The organism is Maribacter sp. Hel_I_7, assembly GCF_000688315.1.
GTDB classification, from domain to species: Bacteria; Bacteroidota; Bacteroidia; order Flavobacteriales; family Flavobacteriaceae; genus Maribacter; species Maribacter stanieri.
In genome coordinates this window covers 526314-545828 of the sequence record NZ_JHZW01000003.1, presented here as the reverse complement: position 1 = coordinate 545828, position 19515 = coordinate 526314, and the positions used below count along the sequence as shown (strand labels likewise).

Genomic DNA, 19515 nt, shown 5'->3' with positions numbered 1-19515 from the left:
ATTTAGAAGGTTCCACATGATTTTCTTACCACCAGTTTAGAATCCAGTACCGTTTTTCGTACCATAATTTTATCTTTACCTTCTATCCTATTCACTAACATTTCAACAGATAAATTAGCTATATCCCTTACTGGTTGAATAACAGAGGTGATTGGCGGATCCACCAAATCGAATGCAGTTAATTCATCAAAACTTACTATCGCAACTTCTTGTGGAACTTTAACTTGTCTCCGTTTTAATTCCCTAAGTCCAACAGAAGTTAGATAATGGGTTACAAATACTACTGAGTCAACAGAATTAGGAAACTTCAACAAATCACCTATAGCTTTTGAAATTTCATCTTCATAATTTAAAGGGCTTAATTCTTTAACCAAATCTTTATTAAAATCAATTCCTGCCTCTATTAATGCACTTTTATAACCTAGATATCTTTGGTGTATTGCTTCTAATTTAGGCTCTAATGTTATAAAACCAATTTTTAGTCTACCTAGTTCAATTAAATGCTCTGTTACAATTTTTAAACCATTAAAATTATCAACCACTACTGCATTGGTTTCCATTTCAGGATAGTGCCTATCAATTAATACAAATGGAAATCCATCATCCTGTAATGCCTTAATCTCCTTTAAATTATTCTGCGTAGAGGCTATTATCAACCCCTCTACTTGTCTATTTAACATAGCCCTTATCAGCTCTGCTTCCTTTTTATTATCTTCATTAGAACTACTAAACAAAACAGAATATCCTAATTCCTTCGCCTTTAGTTCAACATATCCAGCAATCTTAGAATAAAAAGTATCTGAGATATTGGGGATTATTAATCCAATTGTTTCACTTTTACCCCTACTTAATCCACGAGCAAGTTGATTTGGTACATAATTATGTTTTTTAGCAAAACTAATTATCTTGTCTTGTGTATCCTTACTGATTTTATTCTCATCACCCTTTCCATTCAAAACTAATGAAACAGCAGTTTTAGAAATATTTAGACTTCTTGCAATATCTTTTAAAAATACTTTCTTCATTTAAATCAACTAAAACGGTTTAGCAATATTAAATAAAATTTTAGTAATACAAAATAATAATATGCATTTTTTGTTGAATCGACATTATTTACACACCAAAAAAATGGTATTAATAATTTTTAACTAATATGATTAATATATAATAAAAGAATAAACGGAAGCTACAAGAGTCATTAAGTCACTTAGTTAATTGATATTATTTATCAGTTAAATTGTTTTATCAGTGAATTCAAAATTTAGATTTATATTTTATAAATTGCTAACAAATAATTAATGATCAGAAAATTTAAACTGCATACGTTTTTGCATACGATTTCATAATTTAATAGCAGCTGAGGTCAATAAAACCATTGGTGATTTTACAAACCAAGAGTTCATAACCCGGAGGTCGGGGGATCGTGCCCCCCTCTCGCTACAGAAATAAAAGGCAGAATATAAACGGTTTAGCAAAAGCTAGACCGTTTTTTTATGCTCTAATTTCACCTAGGATTACTTTTTCTCACGAAAATGGACACGTTTTAGAACATGATTTGTCAACAAAAAGTAATTTCTCGGCTCCTAAAATCTAAACCGCAAAGGGTGATCTCTCCAAAAGATGGTACGTCTATTTTTCATTTAGAGACCCAATTACCAAAAAATTGGTGCGGATGAAGAATATTTATGGCAAAGCAAATAATTATAAGACCAAAGCTGATACACTTACTATTTTAACATCTTACAGAAAAAATTTACTGAAATTGCTCAAAGAGGGATATAGTCCTTTTGAAAAAAACGAAGAATTAAAAAAATCCAGTAGATTAGTAATCCTAAAAAAGAATGAACAAAATTCCAGTTGAAAAAAACGAAGAAGATGAACTTCCAATACCGCATATATGGAGACCAATCTTTAAAGCAATTGTAAATGCTTTTGTAAAGCAGGATTACAACCTAAATGGCGGAATAAAAAATGTAAGCTCTGTTTCAAACGAAACCGCCGAACAAATAAAGGAATATATTGAGGATTATGGAGAGGAACTAATTGAGCTTCCTGAAGGAACTTGGGACACATCTGTGTACATCTGTAACGGTGATTATTGGAATGTACTTATCGATTTATACACTAAAAATGAAGGACTAAGTGATTTAATACTTAACGCGGAAGTAAGGGAAAGTGAGGATGGTTATGTTGTCGATATTAATCTGGTTAATGTACCCTAAATTGGAATATAAAACGTGTGCTAACAAGGTGTATAATTTCCTAAAAATAAATTTTAAAATTATAATCTTATAAGTATTAGCAAGCATCTGAATATATTATTTAAGTATTTATCAGCCATTTCTTTCTACTATCTTTATAAAATAAATTATCTGAAACATCCCAAATAAAAATGAGATATAATTTATTTTCTATAATTATCATATTTATAATCCCGCAATGGATTTTAGGGCAAAACTTATTATCTCCTATTCAGAATTATAGTAGTTATGAATATAATGCTGCTAGCAAAAACTGGGGACTTGCTATAGATAATAATGGTGAATTATATGCTGCCAATAATAATGGATTGCTACATTTTAATGGTGAAAGTTGGAGTCTAAATAAATTACCTAATAAAACAATTGTTCGTTCCGTAGCATTTGTAAATGGAAAAATTTTTACTGGCTCTTATGAAGAATTCGGGTTCTGGGAGATGAATGAATACGGATCTTTAGCGTATACGTCATTAACCCATTTAATTAAAAATCATGAGTTTACAAATGAAGAGTTTTGGCAAATCATTCAACTTAATGATGCAATTATTTTTAGATCTTTTTCAACAGTTTACATTTATAAGGATAATGAAATAAAAATAGTAGATGCCCCATTTGTTGTTACCAATATAGCCAAGTATAAGGATCAAATTATAGTTGCAGGTGAACATCGAAGATTATATTGGATTAAAAACAATGCTCTAACATCTTTAAATTCACAAGAAATTTTAGAAGGTAAGACCATTGTTGATATGGTCCCTTTTGGAGATAACTTAATCATTGGCACTAAACTGAATGGATGTTTTTTACTTATTGATGGACAAGTAAAACTATTAGACGATTCCATTAACAACGAGTTAAAAGAACATCAATTAAATAAAGTTTTATCGCTAGATAAAAATACCATTGCATTTGGAACCATAAAAAACGGAGTCTACACTTATAATATTAAATCCAATTCTTTTAAAAATCTCAACAAGGCACTAGGGCTACAAAACAATACGGTCTTAGCTATGCTACAATATAAAGAACAACTATGGCTAGGTCTAGATAATGGTATAGATAAGATTCAACTAAATAATCCTATTACCTATTATACTGATTATACTGGAGTCCTAGGTACAGTGTATGACCTTGTGGATCATAAAGGTAATTTATACTTGGGAAGCAATACTGGTATTTATTATTTCAAAGATAACGTACTACACTTTGTACCTGGCTCACAAGGTCATGTTTGGGATTTGGCGGTTATTGGCGGTGATCTCTTTATTGGACATAATACTGGTACGTTCATATTGAAAAATGGTAAACTCAAAAAGCTATCTGATATTTCTGGAGGATACCAAATAGTCAAAGTCCCTGAAACCCAATCTTCTTATATTCAAGGTACATATACAGGTTTAGCCAATTTTGAGAAAGATGCTAACGGCAATTGGCTAACAAGTCGTGTTATTGGTATTGACTTTCCCGTTAAGCAATTATGCTTTGAAAATTCAAATACAATATGGGTGGCACATCCATACAAGGGTCTGTTCAAAATTAAAATGAATGAATTACACACCAAAGTACTGGACATAAAAGAAATAGAAACAGATGTAATTCCAAATACCTACAATATAAAGTTGTATAATATTAAAAATCAAATAATATTATCAAGTGAAGGTAATTGGTATAAATATGACCCGATTTCAGATGTAATTTCGAAATTTAAAGAATTCGAAGATTATAAAAATATGGACTTGGTAAATTACAATTCCACAAATTATTGGTTTTTCGATAATGATAATCAAAAGAAAATCATTCACACAGATCTTGGTGCTAATCAATTTACATTAGACGATGAGCAACTTAGAAAAAGATTAGCCATTGAAACAGAAACAATAGTAAATTACAATGATTCCATATATTATTTTACCCTTACCGATGGCTTTGGAAAACTTAACCTTAAAAGATTTGAGAAAGAGCTGCAAAATGTAGAATTACCCGCACCAAGAATAAGTTCTTTTGTTGATGAAAATGAAACCCATTCATTAAATGAAAATCTATTTAAAATACCATTTAATAAATCCAAAAACATTAAAATAGCAGTTTCTGCTGGTAGCTTTAAGCAGTATACTTATTATTATGAACTATCTGGTACCGTAAAACAAGCTAGTTATTTGGATTATGGCATTATTAATCTTCAAAATTTGCCTTTTGGATCTTATACTTTAAAAATATACACAGTAAGCATAGGTAATGAATTATCAAATCCTAAAATTATTGAATTTGAAATATTAAGACCATGGTACTTTTCTAATTGGAGTTTATTAGGATACTTATTTTTATTTATTGCAAGTATTCTTTTAGTGCGTTGGTATAACAGACAAAAATTAGCTAAAAAGCACAACCTTCTAAAAATTAAATTGCAAAGGGAGCAAGAAGAGCGTTTAGCTCTAATAGAGAAAGAGAAACTAGAGAAAGAAATTAAAAGAAAACAGACCGAACTTGCGAGAACAACCATGAGTGTAGCTAAGAAAAATGAATTAATTATTGAATTAAAAGAGCTTATCTCTTTAAACCAAGATGCATTTTCTAACAAACAACGTTACAGATCTTTATCTAAAAAACTTGATAATTCAATGAACGAAGATCAAGATTGGAAGCATTTTGAATTAAGTTTTAAAGAATTACATGAAGATTTCTTTGAAAACCTCCTAAAGAAATACCCAAAACTAAGTCCTAAGGATCTTAGATTATGTGCCTATTTGAAAATGAATCATACAACCAAAGAAATAGCTCCTTTAATGGGTATTTCTATTAGGGGTGTGGAAATACATCGATACCGTCTTCGTAAAAAATTAAACATTGATAGCTCTCAAAATCTGTCGAATTACCTAATTAAGTTCAAATAGTAGGTCTTATTGATTACTCTAAAACTCCCTCACATATTAATATCACGTTAATACTATACATCATTACTACATCAAAACGTTAAAAATTACTTTTTAATTAACACATCTACTACTGCAAAACCCTGTTTTTAAAGGTTTACAGGGTACTCATACCGTTGATGTACTTTTTATGTAGTTCAATAGATTTTAACGCGTAGTTGTTTTGATAACTTGCTATTAAAATTAACAACTTGATAATTTTACAACTCAATTTTTAAACAATTATGAAAATAGGAATCAAATTTTTAACATTCTGCATTTTACTAAGCCATTTGACGGTTTTTGCGCAAAATGGAATTTCGGTTTCGGGAACTGTCACCGACGATAGTGGGCAACCATTACCAGGTGCTAGTATTATCGTAAATGGTACTACTACAGGAACCCAAACTGATTTTGACGGTTTATATGCATTAAACGATGTACCCAACAATGGTACACTAGTAATTAGTTACATCGGTTACTCTACTCAAGAAATCGCGGTGAACGGCCAAACAACTATAGATGTATCTTTATCTGAAGATTCTCAAGCTTTAGACGAGGTTGTAGTCGTTGGTTATGGTACCCAGAAAAAAGCTGATCTTACGGGATCAATTACTACAATTAAAACTGAGGATATCACTAGAACTCCAACTAGTGCCGCAATGCAATCATTGCAAGGTAAAGTAGCGGGACTTCAAGTAGTAAGTAGCGGTGCACCAGGTACGGGACCAACAATTCGTGTTCGTGGTATCGGTTCTTATGTGGGTGGTGCCTCTGATCCTCTATATGTGGTCGACGGAACTTTCTTCGATGATATCGATTTTTTAAATACGGAAGACATTGAAACTATTTCCGTACTTAAAGATGCATCAGCTTCGGCAATTTACGGTGTTCGTGCCGCAAACGGGGTGGTGCTGATAGAAACCAAATCTGGTAAAATAAACCAGAAACCAGAAATCACCTATAATGGATACCAAGGTGTGCAGATTGCGCAAAACATTGTTAAACTATCTAACTCAGAACAGTTTGCAACCCTTGCAAGAGAATCTGGTTCTGATGCAGAAGCACAGTCTATAGATAATGCTATTCAACGTTATGGTAGAAGCAGAATTAACCCTAATGTACCCGATGTAAATACAGATTGGTACGATCTTATTTTACGTCACGCATTACAGCAGAACCATAGTATAGGTGTTGCCGGTGGTACAGAATCTGTAACTTATTCTTTAGGATTAAACTACTTTGAACAAGAAGGTATTTTGAAAATGAAGAATGATTACGAAAGATTCAATATTCGTTCTAAAATCAATGTTGATATTACTGATCGCTTAGATATTGGTATTTCAACTCTTTTTAGTAATGCAACAAGATACAGACCTGAAAGTACCGCATTTGCATTGGCATACTATGCCTCCCCTACCATGCCTGTTCTTGACCCTTCAAAAACAGATGCATATCCAAGACCTTATGCAAACGCACAAGATTTAGGTTACAGAGGTACCCAGAATCCGTTTCCAGTAATGGAAAATACAGAAAATCGAGACAAAATCAGAAATACGCTGACTACAGTTGATCTTAACTACCAGTTGGTGCCCGATAAATTGACTTTAAAAACTGCTTTTTATCACAACTTTGAAACTACCGAAACGAGAGAAGTACGTTTACCTTACTTTTTTGGAAACGGTAACGCATTTAGGGAAAATGCAGAATTGGTAAAAAGAAATGCAACGTTCTCAGAGCAAACTTGGGATAACACTTTAACCTATAATGACAGTTATGGCAAACACAATCTAACTGCATTGGTCGGTACTTCTTACAGGGATCGTTCTTATGAGCAATTAGAAGCTAAAGGTCTTAATTTTCCTAACGGACCAGGGATTGGAGATGAATCTTATTACCTGGACCTTGCCAACTCAATAGATATTGATGGTGTAGGTGATGACGGTGTTAGACAATACTTTTTCTCTTATTTTGGTCGTGTTGCTTATAACTATGACAGTAAATATCTTCTTTATGGTACGTTTAGAGCAGATGGTACTAGTAAATACCAAGAGAAATGGGGTTATTTCCCAACTGTTGGTGTCGGCTGGGTAGTTTCTGAGGAATCATTCTTAGAGAACAGCAACGTTATAAACTTTTTAAAGCTTAGAGCTAGTTGGGGTGAATTGGGTAATGCCAATGTAGACTCTAGTACTGGCGGGATTACGTCTGATGCGGTAGATGGTGCATTTGGTGATGTTCGCTACCCTGGTCTTGTAACTAGTAGTGATTTTGAAGCCCTAAAATGGGAAGTTACTGCCGAAACCAACGTAGGTTTAACTGCCAGATTATTCGATAATAAATTAACGATCGATTCTGACTACTACGTTAGAGAAACACGTGACGCAGTTATACCAGTGTCAAGATTATTAGTTCCTGGGGAAACCAGACAAAATGTTGGTATTATTAGAAACTCAGGTTTTGAAATTGTTGCCAACTGGAACCAAAAAGTATCAGATAATTTTAGCTTTAGCGTAGGCGGAAACTTCTCTACTTTAGATAATGAGGTACTTGATTTAGCGGGACAAGAGAATCTAACCTCTGGCGGTGACACTGCACAACGTACAGTTGTAGGTGGTACTATTAGTCCGTTCTTCGGGTTAAAAGTTGACGGAGTATATCAAACTGATGAGGAAATTCAATCTGACCCTGCTGCACAAGCAGCCATTGCAGACGGATTAACCGTTGCCCCTGGAGATTTAAAGTTTGTAGATCAAAATGGAGATATGGTGATTGATGCACAAGATAGAGTGGATCTTGGATCATACCTACCCACCTATTCTTTCGGATTCAATTTTGGAATGAATTACAAGGCATGGGATTTTAACCTGAATGTTATTGGGCAAGGTGGTAATGTTATAGCCAACCAAAAACGCTTTGCTATTCGCCAAACTCCTGATGCCAATATTGATAGGGATTTCGCAGTAAATAGATGGAACGGTGCCGGTAGCACCAATAGCTACCCATCGGCAAGGGGAATTAGAAACCCTTGGAGTAACCAGTTCTTGAACAGTTTCTTCGTAGAAAAAGGAGATTTTGTAAGACTACAGAATGTAACCTTGGGATATACGCTACCTAAGTTAAATGGAAAGTTCAATCCTGATATTAGATTCTACATCACTGCAGAACGTCCGTTGACATTTTTCAACTACAACGGTTTTACTCCTGAGGTTTCTGATGGTAGAGATACCCAAACCTATCCAATACCAGGTGTGTATACAGTTGGTGTAAATATTAAAATATAAAAATACAGCTATGAAATATATAAAAGTTAACAAATTAACAGTGCTTTTAGCCTTTCTAGGTACTGTACTTATTGGTTGTTCAGACGAACTAGACCAACCTGAATTAAACAATAATTTTGCCGGCGGAACAGATTTCTCTCAGACCGATGATATGATTTTATCACTAATAGGGGTTTACCAATCCGTTGCAGATAGAGGTTGGGAACAGCCATTGGTAGTTGCTACAAGAGGTGATGATGTTAATGCCGCAGGAGACCAACAAGGCCTAAAAAATCAAGATCGCTATGTGTATGACAATTCCTTCTTTGGTTCTAGAACCTTATGGGAAACGTATTATGGAGATATCATAGGTGCCCATACGGGTATGGAACAGATAGAAAGATATATGGAGTTTGCCGATGATGAAGGTATCGCCTTGGGCAATCAATATATCGCAGAAGCTAAAGTTTTAAGAGCCGTGCTTCTATTTCAATTATCACAGGTATATGGATCGGTATTTATTCCAACTTCATCGAATCTTAACGATTTTGCAGATGTAACATCGGTACCAAGTAAAGATGAAGTAATGCAACACATTTCTGATCAAATGGACGAAGCAATACCTTTCTTACTTGACCTAAGACCAAACGAACGTACAGATTTACCTGGTGGAGTAACTAAATACACTGCTTTAATGATAAAGGCGGAAGCAAATCAAGAACTGGAGAATTACCAAGCCGTTGCAGATGCTGCAGGTGAGATTATAGCTTCGGGAAAATTCACATTGTTTCCTGATTATTATGAGCTATTCAAAACTCCGGGTAAACTTAGTGATGAAAATTTATTCGAATTTCAATATTCTGATTTTGGAAATGGTGAAGGCGATAGAGTAAGTCATTTATATGCTCCTTATGGTCCAAACTCATGGAATCCAGAAGTTGATGGCTCAAGTAACGGATGGGGATTTTTTGAGCCTAGCTTAAAATATGTTGAATTTATGCTTGACAGAGGCGAAACCGAACGATTAGAAACTTCTGTTTTCTTTAGCCAAAAGGGTATTGATAGTTTAATTGCTTCTACACCTTACACCATAGAAACTTTACCCTCATTTGTTTCTCCAATTACAAGAGATGGGGATGAAAATACATCAACCGTGCGGTCCATATTTTCTAGCGGTAAACACTACTTACCCACCAATCAATTAATACCTGGCCGTACGGCTTATGGCAGTAACAAGAACAACATTGTTTTCCGTTACTCTGAAACATTGTTAATGTATGCCGAAGCTCTAGTTCAAGGTGCCAATAATTCTGTAATGACTGCAGATGAGGCGGTAAACCAAGTTAGAGCAAGAGCAAATATGGCACCTTTAAGCGGAGTAACACTTGACCAGATCGTAGATGAAAAGTATGCCGAACTTTCAATGGAATGGGGAAAACGCTTTTTTGATATGGTTAGATTGGGTAGATACGATGAACTAAGTTTTGATGGTAGAACATTTACTGAAGACAAGGCTTTTGTAACCTATCATCAAGATCAAATCGACGAGTTTCCAATATTAGGTGAAATAGCTAACTAAAAACGAACAACAATGAAACATTTTAAAAACATAATTACTTTTTTGTTGGCTACCTTTCTTTTGGTTGCCTGCGAAGATGGTATCGATTCACTTACCGAAGTTGATCCTGGTGCAGACGAAACGGCTCCTAGTATCACCATTACTTCACCTACAGAAGGATTAGCGGTAAAAGTGAACGAAGAACTAGCAACCATTACCATAAAATTTGAAGCTAAGGATGATATTGAGTTGGCTTCGGTCAATGTTGCTTTAGATGGAACTACTATTAAAAGCTATTCTAATTTTCTGGATTACAGAAGATTGGTTGTAGATGATTTGGTTTACGACCAACTAGCGGACGGTGATCATGTTCTTACCGTAACCGCAACTGACCTAGATGGTAAAACAACAAACGGCATGGTCAACTTTACAAAAGAACCTGCCTATGTTTCCAAATATCCAGGTGAAATTTTATACATGCCTTTTGATGGTTCCTATGTTGATTTAATCAGTTTTGAAGAAGCTGAAGAATTTGGAAGTCCATCCATAAGTGAAGATAATATTGCAGGCGATGGTTCATACCAAGGTGCTACGGATACTTATTTAACATTAGATTCCGAGCGTTTCAAAAATGCCGAATTCAGTGCTATTTTCTGGATGAAAATAAATAGCACCCCAGACCGTGCCGGTGTATTGACCTTGAGTCCGCCATTAATTAACGGCGCAGACAATGACCTTTCTAAAGGTTTTAGATTTTTCCGCGAAAATGCAAACGGCATGCAACGCTTTAAACTAAATGCAGGTACAGGTACAGATGGTACTTGGTTTGATGGCGGCGAGGCTGCAGATGTAGATCCTACTACTGGAGAATGGGTAAACTTCGCATTTACCATTTCAGGTTCTGAAGCTGTAGTTTATATAGACGGTCAAATTGCTAAAGAAGGAGCTTTCGCCGGTATTGACTGGACAGATGTTAATGTACTTTCCATTATGTCTGGCGCACCTAACTTTACAGCGTGGGGTCACTTGTCAGATGAAAGCTTATTGGACGAACTTCGTATTTTCAACAGAGCAATTTCTCAAGAAGAAGTTCAACAAATAATGGCTGACGATTCAGGTGAATTTGTTTCTTCCTACCCTCCTACTTTCGACGGTGAAATGTTCTATATGCCTTTTGATGGCACTTACAACGAACGTTTTAGAGACATTGACGCTACCGTTGTAGGTACACCTGGTTATGCCGGTGAAAGTGTAGAAGGTGATAATGCCTATGCCGGTGCAACAGATTCTTATTTAATGTTTCCAACGAATGAATCCGGAGCGCTTACTACAGAGGAATTTAGTGCCACTTTATGGTATAAATTGAATGCAGACCCAACAAGAGGTTCCATTTTAGTTATGGGTCCTGAGGATGTAGATAATGCTGGGTATCCTGATGTACAGAACAAACGCACAAACGGATTCAGATTCTTTAGGGAAGGTGATGAAACCAGACAGGTATTCAAATTGAATGTAGGTAATGGTGGCGGTGAATCTTGGTTTGACGGTGGCGATGCAGCTGCGTTAGACCCTACCGCTACAGAATGGGTTCACTTGGCATTTACTATCTCCGGTACCGAATGTGTAGTCTATTTTGACGGTGAAATAGTATCACAAGGTGATTTCACGGGCGTAGATTGGACAGGATGCGATATTTTATCCATCGGTTCAGGTGCACCACGTTTTACGGAATGGGGTCACGGCTTTGACCTAAGCTTCATCGATGAGCTTAGATTATATAACAAAGCGTTGAGCCAACAAGAAATTCAAGATATAAGACAAGCAGGTCTTTAAGCACAATAGTAGTTTAGTTTAATTCAGTTAATGCAGTTGATTTTTATGAGGTTATTTTTAATTTCAATGACCATTGCAACTTTGTTAGTGGGTTGTAATGGTCAATCCTCTAAGTCCAAACTTAGAGATCAAGACAAGCAAAAAGAAGATATAAAATTAACGGATGAACAATTATTAGATTCCGTTCAAAAACAGACGTTTAATTATTTTTGGGAAGGTGCCGAACCAACATCAGGGCTGGCAAGAGAAAGAATTCATTTAGATGATATTTACCCAACTCATGACAAGGATATTATCACCATTGGTGGTTCAGGTTTTGGTGTCATGGCAATTTTAGTAGGAATTGAAAGAGAATTCATAACGCGTGAAATGGGTCTTGAACGACTTGAAAAAGCGGTAGATTTTCTTGACAATGCCGATCGTTTTCATGGTGCTTGGCCACACTGGCTCACCCCAGATGGTAAAATGACGCCATTCAGTAAAAAAGATAACGGTGGTGATTTAGTTGAAACCGCATTCCTCATTGAAGGATTATTGACCGTGAAAGAATATTTCAAGGACGGAAATGATCGAGAGCAAGCATTGGCGCAACGTATACAAATACTATGGGAAGAAGTAGAATGGGATTGGTATACAAAAGGTGAAAATGTACTGTATTGGCACTGGTCTCCAGATTATGAGTGGGATATGAACTTTCCTGTTGGTGGTTACAACGAAGCATTGATTATGTACATTCTGGCAGCGGCATCTCCAACACATCCTATTTCCAAAGAAGTTTATGACCAAGGTTGGGCTAGAGATGGAGCAATCACAAAAGACACTACTTTTTATGGGTTACCAACTGTTCTAGACCATTATGAAAGTGATGCTTCACCCGTAGGTCCTATGTTCTGGGCTCACTATTCTTATACAGGTTTAAATCCGAAAGGATTAAAAGACCAATATGCAGATTATTGGGAGTTGAACTACAACCATACTATGATACAATACAAGTATGCCGTTGATAACCCTAAGAATTTCAAAGGATACGGAGAAGACCTTTGGGGGCTTACATCCAGCTATTCTATTAAAGGATATGACGGACATAGACCAGATAGGGATATCAGCGTTATTTCGCCAACTGCAGCTCTTTCTTCCATGCCATATGCACCTAAAGAGAGCATGGCATTTTTAAGAAACCTGTATACGAATCACGACACGCTGATTGGTAAATACGGTCCATATGATGCTTTCAGTTTAGAAGAAAATTGGGTATTGCCAAGGTATTTGGCTATCGACCAAGGTCCTATACCGGTAATGATTGAAAACCATAGAAGCGGACTATTCTGGATGCTATTTATGACCAATAAAGATGTAGTTAAGGGGTTAGATAAATTAGGATTTTCTGTAGCATCAACAAAATGAAGGGCATAAATCGACATAGGCATCAAAAGCAAATACTCCAAAAAGTGTTCGTAGTATTCTTAGGAATCTTAATGATGACGGTAATGGCGTGTTCCTCATCTGAACCCGATGCCCCAACGGGCGAATCTGAACTTCCGGAAACTCCGAACGTACCAGAACCTGAAGTACCAGAAATTTCAGATGAAGAACTTTTAGACCTTACACAACAAGAAACCTTCAAATACTTTTGGGATTATGCAGAAGCTAATTCGGGTGCAGCTCGTGAACGTTTTCATCCTAACGAACCATCAAACGACCCTAACACCGTAAGTATTGGTGGTACCGGTTTTGGTTTAATGGCTTTGATTGTAGGAGTAGAAAGAGGTTTTATAAGCAGAAACGAATCAGTAGAACGTATTGATCAAATCTTAAATTTTTTGGCATCTGCCGATCGTTTTCACGGTGCGTGGCCACACTGGTTAGATGGCACCAATGGTACCGTTAGACCTTTTAGCGAAATGGATAATGGTGGCGACCTTGTAGAAACCGCATTTTTGGCACAAGGCTTGATTTGTATTAAAGAATATTTTAAAGATGGTGACGAAACTGAAAAGTCATTAGCGAATAAAGCTGACACCCTTTGGAAAGGTGTTGAGTGGAACTGGTACACGCAAAATAAAAATAGCCTGTATTGGCATTGGAGTCCTAATTTTGGTTTTGATATCAATCTAGAATTGAAAGGATATAATGAAGTAATGATTACTTACGTAATGGCTGCCGCTTCACCAGATTTTTCTATTGAAAAAGAGGTATATACCAATGGCTGGGCATCTAACGGAGCTATTACAGATGCTACTAGTGCCTATACTATTCCGTTAATTGTGGATCATGCAGGAAACTCCCCTAATGGCGGACCATTATTTTTTTCGCACTACTCTTATTTAGGACTCAAGCCACAAAACTTGAACGATGAATTCGTCGATTATGGTGCTGCGGCCATCAACCATGCTAAAATCAATTATCTGTACTGCGTAGATAATCCTAAAAATTTCATCGATTATGGCGAAAATTGCTGGGGATTAACAGCCAGTTATTCTAGAAATACTGATGGTACCTTAGGGTATAACGCACATAGCCCAAGTAATGACATAGGTGTAATATCACCAACAGCGGCTATAAGTTCCATTCCTTACACTCCTGAAGAATCTCTAAAAGCGCTACGCTATTTTTATCAGCATAAAGATAAATTATTAGGTCCGGCAGGATTTTATGATGCTTTTAGTCCGCAAAACAACTTTTGGGTTGCTAAAGCTTATTTGGCGATTGACCAAGGACCTGAAATCATAATGATAGAAAATTACAGAAGTGGTCTACTTTGGAATCTTTTCATGCAGAATGAAGACATTCAAAACGGTCTTGACAAACTAGGTTTTACGTATGAAAAATAAACACTTACTTCTCGCCTTTATTTTTATATGCAGCTTTACAGCTTTCGCACAGGATACCAATTTATTTGAAAAGAAAGCATTGATTGTAAAAGGTGATACGTTGCCATATCGAATGCTATATCCTGAAAATTTTGACGCGCAAAAAACATATCCGTTAATCTTATTTTTACATGGTGCGGGTGAAAGAGGCAATGATAACGAAAAGCAATTAACACATGGTAGTTCCCTATTTCTTGACCAAAACAATAGAACCAAATTTCCTGCAATTGTGATTATGCCACAATGTCCTACAGATGATTATTGGGCACAGGTAAACGTAGATCGTAGTAACTACCCTATTCAATTAGATTTTCAATTTAAAAAAGGATCGACCACGGCAATGGATCTTGTGCTGCAATTATTGAGCAATTTTGAAAATGAAGACTTTGTAGATAAAAGCAAAACTTATGTCATGGGGCTTTCTATGGGCGGTATGGGCACCTATGAACTTTTGGCAAGGCAACCAGACCGTTTTGCTGCCGCAATAGCCATATGTGGCGCGGGCGATCCAACTTACGCAACAAATTACGCGAAGAATATTCCTCTATGGGCATTTCATGGTGCTCATGATAACGTTGTTGCCCCATTACAAACAATGGAAATGGTTAGTGCTTTACTACATGAGGGAGCGTTCCCCCGGCTTACCTTATATGACTTTGCCAACCATAATAGTTGGGACCCTGCTTTTGCAGAACCAGATTTATTACCATGGCTTTTCTCTAACTCTTTGAACAAAGAATAAAAGGTCACTAAACCCGATATTTATGACTCACACGTATAAATTACTACCATTACTACTATTGTCGTTTGCCATTTTTAAAATGTCTGCGCAAGAAACCATACCTGAAGTTGAAGCATTATTGAGCGAAATGACTTTAGATGAAAAAATAGGACAACTAAATCTATTGACACCTGGTGGCGGTATCGCCACAGGCTCTGTAGTAAGCGAAAATGTTGAGGCAAAAATTAAAGCCGGACAAGTAGGTGGTTTGTTTGGTGTATCAGGCCCAGAGAAAGTTAGGCAGGCTCAAGAAATAGCCATAAAAAATTCGAGATTAAAAATTCCGTTATTAATAGGTTCCGATATTATTCATGGTTATAAGACCACCTATCCTATTCCACTTGGTGTGGCTTCTAGTTGGAATATGGAGTTAATTGAAAGTGCCGCAAAAATGGCAGCAAAAGAAGCTACCGCAGATGGTATTAACTGGAATTTTTCGCCAATGGTAGATATATCCCGTGATGCCAGATGGGGAAGAATTTCTGAAGGCTCAGGTGAAGACCCATATTTAGGATCAGCTATTGCAACAGCAATGGTGAAAGGATACCAAGGTGACGATTTAAGTAAGTCGCACACCATGATGGCCACGGTAAAACACTTGGCTCTTTACGGTGCCGTAGAAGCTGGTCGCGATTATAATTCTGTTGATATGAGCAAGGTGAAAATGTACAATCAGTACCTACCACCGTACCAAGCGGCAGTAGATGCAGGTGTTGGTAGTGCCATGACATCGTTTAACGATATTGATGGTATACCCGCAACGGGAAACAAATGGTTGATTACAGACTTATTAAGAAAGCAATGGGGCTTTAAAGGTTTTGTTGTATCAGATTATACTTCTGTAAATGAAATGATGGCTCACGGATTGGGAGATTTACAAGCCGTTTCAGCTCAATCGCTGAATGCAGGACTAGATATGGATATGGTAGGCGAAGGTTTTTTGACCACACTCAAGAAATCTGTACAAGAAGGAAAAGTAACCGAAGAAGCCATCACCATTGCCTCTAGAAGGATTTTAACCGCAAAGCATCAATTGGGACTGTTTGATGACCCTTATAAATATTCGGATACCTCTAGACCGGAAAAAGACATTCTTACTGCTGAAAATAGATTAGCAGCGAGAAAAATTGCAACGCAATCTTTTGTACTGTTAAAGAACGAAAACAATGTTCTTCCATTACAAAAGGATGCCAAAATTGCATTAGTTGGTCCATTGGCGAACGACAAAAATAATATGTTGGGTACATGGGCTCCTACGGGTGACCCTCAATTATCAATTCCTGTGTTGGAAGGTTTAAAAAATGTAGCTCCTAATGCTCAAATAAGTTACGCCAAAGGCGCAAATATCACCAATGATACGGAGCTCGCCAAGCGTGCCAATGTTTTCGGATTACGAGTAGACATCGATACAAGAACTCCTGATACAATGCTTTCAGAAGTTTTGAGAAATAGTAAAGATGCAGATGTAATCGTTGCAGTCGTCGGGGAAGCTTCAGAATTTGCAGGGGAAGCTGCAAGCAGAACAGATATATCAATACCACAAAGCCAAAAGAAATTGATACATGCTTTAGTGGAAACCGGAAAACCGGTAATTCTAGTTTTATTTAGCGGTAGACCATTAACCATTTCCGAAGAATTTAACTTGCCAGTTAGCATTCTCCAGGTTTGGAACCCCGGTGTTGAAGCTGGAAATGCCATTGCCGATGTGCTTTTTGGAGATTACAATCCGTCAGGGAAACTTACGGCAAGTTGGCCTAGGAATGTTGGTCAAATTCCCATTTACCATAGTATGAAAAATACAGGTAGACCAGCACCCACACATCAATTCGAAAAATTTAAATCCAATTATCTCGATAGTGAAATTTCTCCTTTATTCCCATTTGGTTATGGTTTAAGCTATACCTCTTTTGAATACAGTGAAATTACTTTAGATAAGAACATCCTAAAACAAGGTGAGTCAATAAATGTTTCAGTTAAAGTGAAAAATACGGGAGACTTTGATGGAGAAGAAGTGGTACAACTATACCTAAAAGATGAGGTTCGTAGTATTACTGCACCCGTAAGACAACTAAAGGGATTCCAAAAAATATTTCTAAAAAAAGGAGCATCAAAAACTGTTACCATTACCTTATCGGCAAATGATTTAAAATTCTACAACAGCGAATTAAAATTTGTGGCTGAACCAGGGAAATTTAAGGTGTTCGTTGGTGGAAATTCCAATGCTGAGATGTCTGCTGAATTTGAACTGGAATAAATCTTCGATCCATCATTTAAAATGAAATTGAAATCAACTATGCGAATAGGTATTCTAACGCTTATAGGGTTATTGACCATTGCTTGTAACACCAAAATAAATACGAGTAAAAAGACTGCACAAAAACCCAATATCGTGTTTATTATGGCAGATGATCATGCCGTACAGGCAATTAGTGCCTATGGTCATCCCATCAGTAAATTAGCACCTACACCGAATATTGATAGACTTGCTAAAAATGGGGTACTATTCAATAATAGTTTCGTTACCAACTCAATTTGTGGTCCTAGTAGAGCAGTTATCCTAACTGGAAAACATAGCCATATAAACGGGTTTAGACAAAACGGAGATCACTTTAATGGCAGTCAGCCTACATTACCTAAAATGCTGCAGCAATCTGGTTATAACACCGCAGTGTTCGGTAAGTGGCATTTGCATGGTTACCCAGAAGGATTCGATCACTGGAAAATTATCGTTGACCAAGGAAACTATTATAATCCCGACTTTATTGAAAATGGAGATACTACACGTATAGAGGGTTATGCGACTGATATTATTACTGAAGATGCCTTGAATTGGTTAAAATATAATAGAACCGATTCTCTTCCTTTTTTCTTAATGGTACAGCATAAAGCTCCTCATAGAAATTGGATGCCAGCCTTACGTCATGTCAAATTGTATGATTCTGTACAATTTCCACTACCTGATAGTTATTTCCCTGAATTCAACAAACAATGGGCTGCGAAAGAACAACTTCAGACCATTTATAAAGATATGTATGAAGGTCATGATTTAAAAATGTCGACAGCTTATGGACAGACAGAACTTGCCAATAACCCATGGACAACTGACTTTGATAGAATGACATCTGAGCAACGATTGACTTGGGATGCAGCTTACTTAACGAAAAACAATGCTTTTCATAAAGCAAAATTAACTGGTAAAGAATTGGCTATTTGGAAAGGCCAACGCTATATACAGGACTACATGGCAACAATTGCTGCTGTTGATGAAGGAGTAGGTGAAATTCTTGATTATTTAGAAAAGAGTGGCTTAGATAAAAATACATTGGTTGTATATACTTCTGATCAAGGTTTTTGGATGGGCGAAAATGGCTGGTTTGATAAGCGTTTTATGTACGAAGAATCTTTTAAAACTCCTTTATTAATGCAACTACCTGGAACCATATTGCCTAGTACCAAAATTGATGCGATGGTTCAAAACTTAGATTTTGCACCAACCTTTTTAGACCTTACTGGGTTTGCAAATTTGAACTCAGAAATGCAAGGAGAATCTTTTTTAGGATTATTAAACGGCACTTTAAACGAACAAGATTTCAGAGACGTTGTTTATTATCATTACTATGACTACCCTGCTTTCCATATGGTAAAGAAACATTATGGAATTAGAACAAAACGCTACAAATTGATTCATTTTTATGATGATATAGATACTTGGGAACTATATGATTTGGAGAAAGACCCGAATGAAAAAAACAATGTAATTATCAACCCCAATTATAAAAATACACTATCGGTTATGCAGCATAAATTAGATAGTGTCCAAAAAGGATATGGCGTCACCAAAACTGAATTTATGAAAACATCTAAGGAAGAGGTGAATAAAGCATACAATCAATTTAAGAGATTAAGGGGTGTCCCTGCATTTCACTAAATATTCTATGATAATATCTATAAACCGGTATTCTTTAATCTTGCTTATAGTGTCATTAATTAATTGTTTCGTTTATAAGGCTAGAATAGATAGGTCATATTAGAATTTATTTCTT

Annotated in this window: 11 protein-coding genes; 10 read left to right on the top strand and 1 reads right to left on the bottom strand. The window is 36.2% G+C overall.

The features are described 5' to 3' along the window. Window positions 1–2: 2 nt before the first annotated feature. On the bottom strand, window positions 3–1025 hold the full coding sequence (locus tag P178_RS22095; protein ID WP_051638310.1) for a LacI family DNA-binding transcriptional regulator: 1023 nt from the start codon (window positions 1023–1025) through the stop codon (window positions 3–5). Between the two features lie 816 nt (window positions 1026–1841). On the opposite strand from P178_RS22095, the gene P178_RS0113940 reads away from it, so the two are divergent. From P178_RS0113940 to P178_RS0113895, 10 genes are all read left to right on the top strand, one after another. Then, window positions 1842–2222, top strand: a complete 381-nt coding sequence (locus P178_RS0113940; protein WP_027066788.1) for a hypothetical protein — start codon at window positions 1842–1844, stop codon at window positions 2220–2222. A gap of 170 nt (window positions 2223–2392) precedes the next feature. Continuing rightward, entirely contained in the window at window positions 2393–5149 is a 2757-nt protein-coding gene (locus P178_RS0113935; protein ID WP_027066787.1) for a LuxR C-terminal-related transcriptional regulator, read from the top strand. A gap of 263 nt (window positions 5150–5412) precedes the next feature. Beyond that, window positions 5413–8451, top strand: coding sequence for a SusC/RagA family TonB-linked outer membrane protein (locus P178_RS0113930; protein ID WP_027066786.1), 3039 nt, complete (start codon window positions 5413–5415; stop codon window positions 8449–8451). Window positions 8452–8461: 10 nt separating this feature from the next. Continuing rightward, on the top strand, window positions 8462–10009 hold the full coding sequence (locus P178_RS0113925) for a RagB/SusD family nutrient uptake outer membrane protein (protein WP_027066785.1): 1548 nt from the start codon (window positions 8462–8464) through the stop codon (window positions 10007–10009). A gap of 12 nt (window positions 10010–10021) precedes the next feature. Continuing rightward, entirely contained in the window at window positions 10022–11821 is a 1800-nt protein-coding gene (locus tag P178_RS0113920; protein ID WP_027066784.1) for a LamG-like jellyroll fold domain-containing protein, read from the top strand. 45 nt (window positions 11822–11866) lie between these two features. Beyond that, window positions 11867–13225: a glucoamylase family protein gene (locus P178_RS0113915; protein WP_027066783.1), complete on the top strand. Its 1359-nt coding sequence runs from the start codon at window positions 11867–11869 to the stop codon at window positions 13223–13225. Beyond that, window positions 13222–14652 carry a glucoamylase family protein gene (locus tag P178_RS0113910; protein ID WP_051638309.1) on the top strand — a complete coding sequence of 477 codons (1431 nt, stop codon included), beginning with the start codon at window positions 13222–13224 and terminating at the stop codon, window positions 14650–14652. The genes P178_RS0113915 and P178_RS0113910 overlap by 4 nt, the downstream gene beginning before the upstream one ends. Then, a complete protein-coding gene (locus tag P178_RS0113905) occupies window positions 14642–15433 on the top strand; it encodes a prolyl oligopeptidase family serine peptidase (protein ID WP_027066781.1) in 792 nt (263 codons plus the stop codon). The genes P178_RS0113910 and P178_RS0113905 overlap by 11 nt, the downstream gene beginning before the upstream one ends. 22 nt (window positions 15434–15455) lie before the next feature. Continuing rightward, the gene (gene bglX / locus P178_RS0113900; protein WP_027066780.1) at window positions 15456–17726 is read left to right on the top strand and encodes a beta-glucosidase BglX; all 2271 of its coding nucleotides are present in this window, start codon (window positions 15456–15458) and stop codon (window positions 17724–17726) included. Between the two features lie 21 nt (window positions 17727–17747). After that, window positions 17748–19400 (top strand): sulfatase, encoded by a 1653-nt coding sequence (locus P178_RS0113895; protein ID WP_027066779.1) that lies wholly within the window; start codon window positions 17748–17750, stop codon window positions 19398–19400. The last annotated feature ends 115 nt before the right edge of the window (window positions 19401–19515 follow it).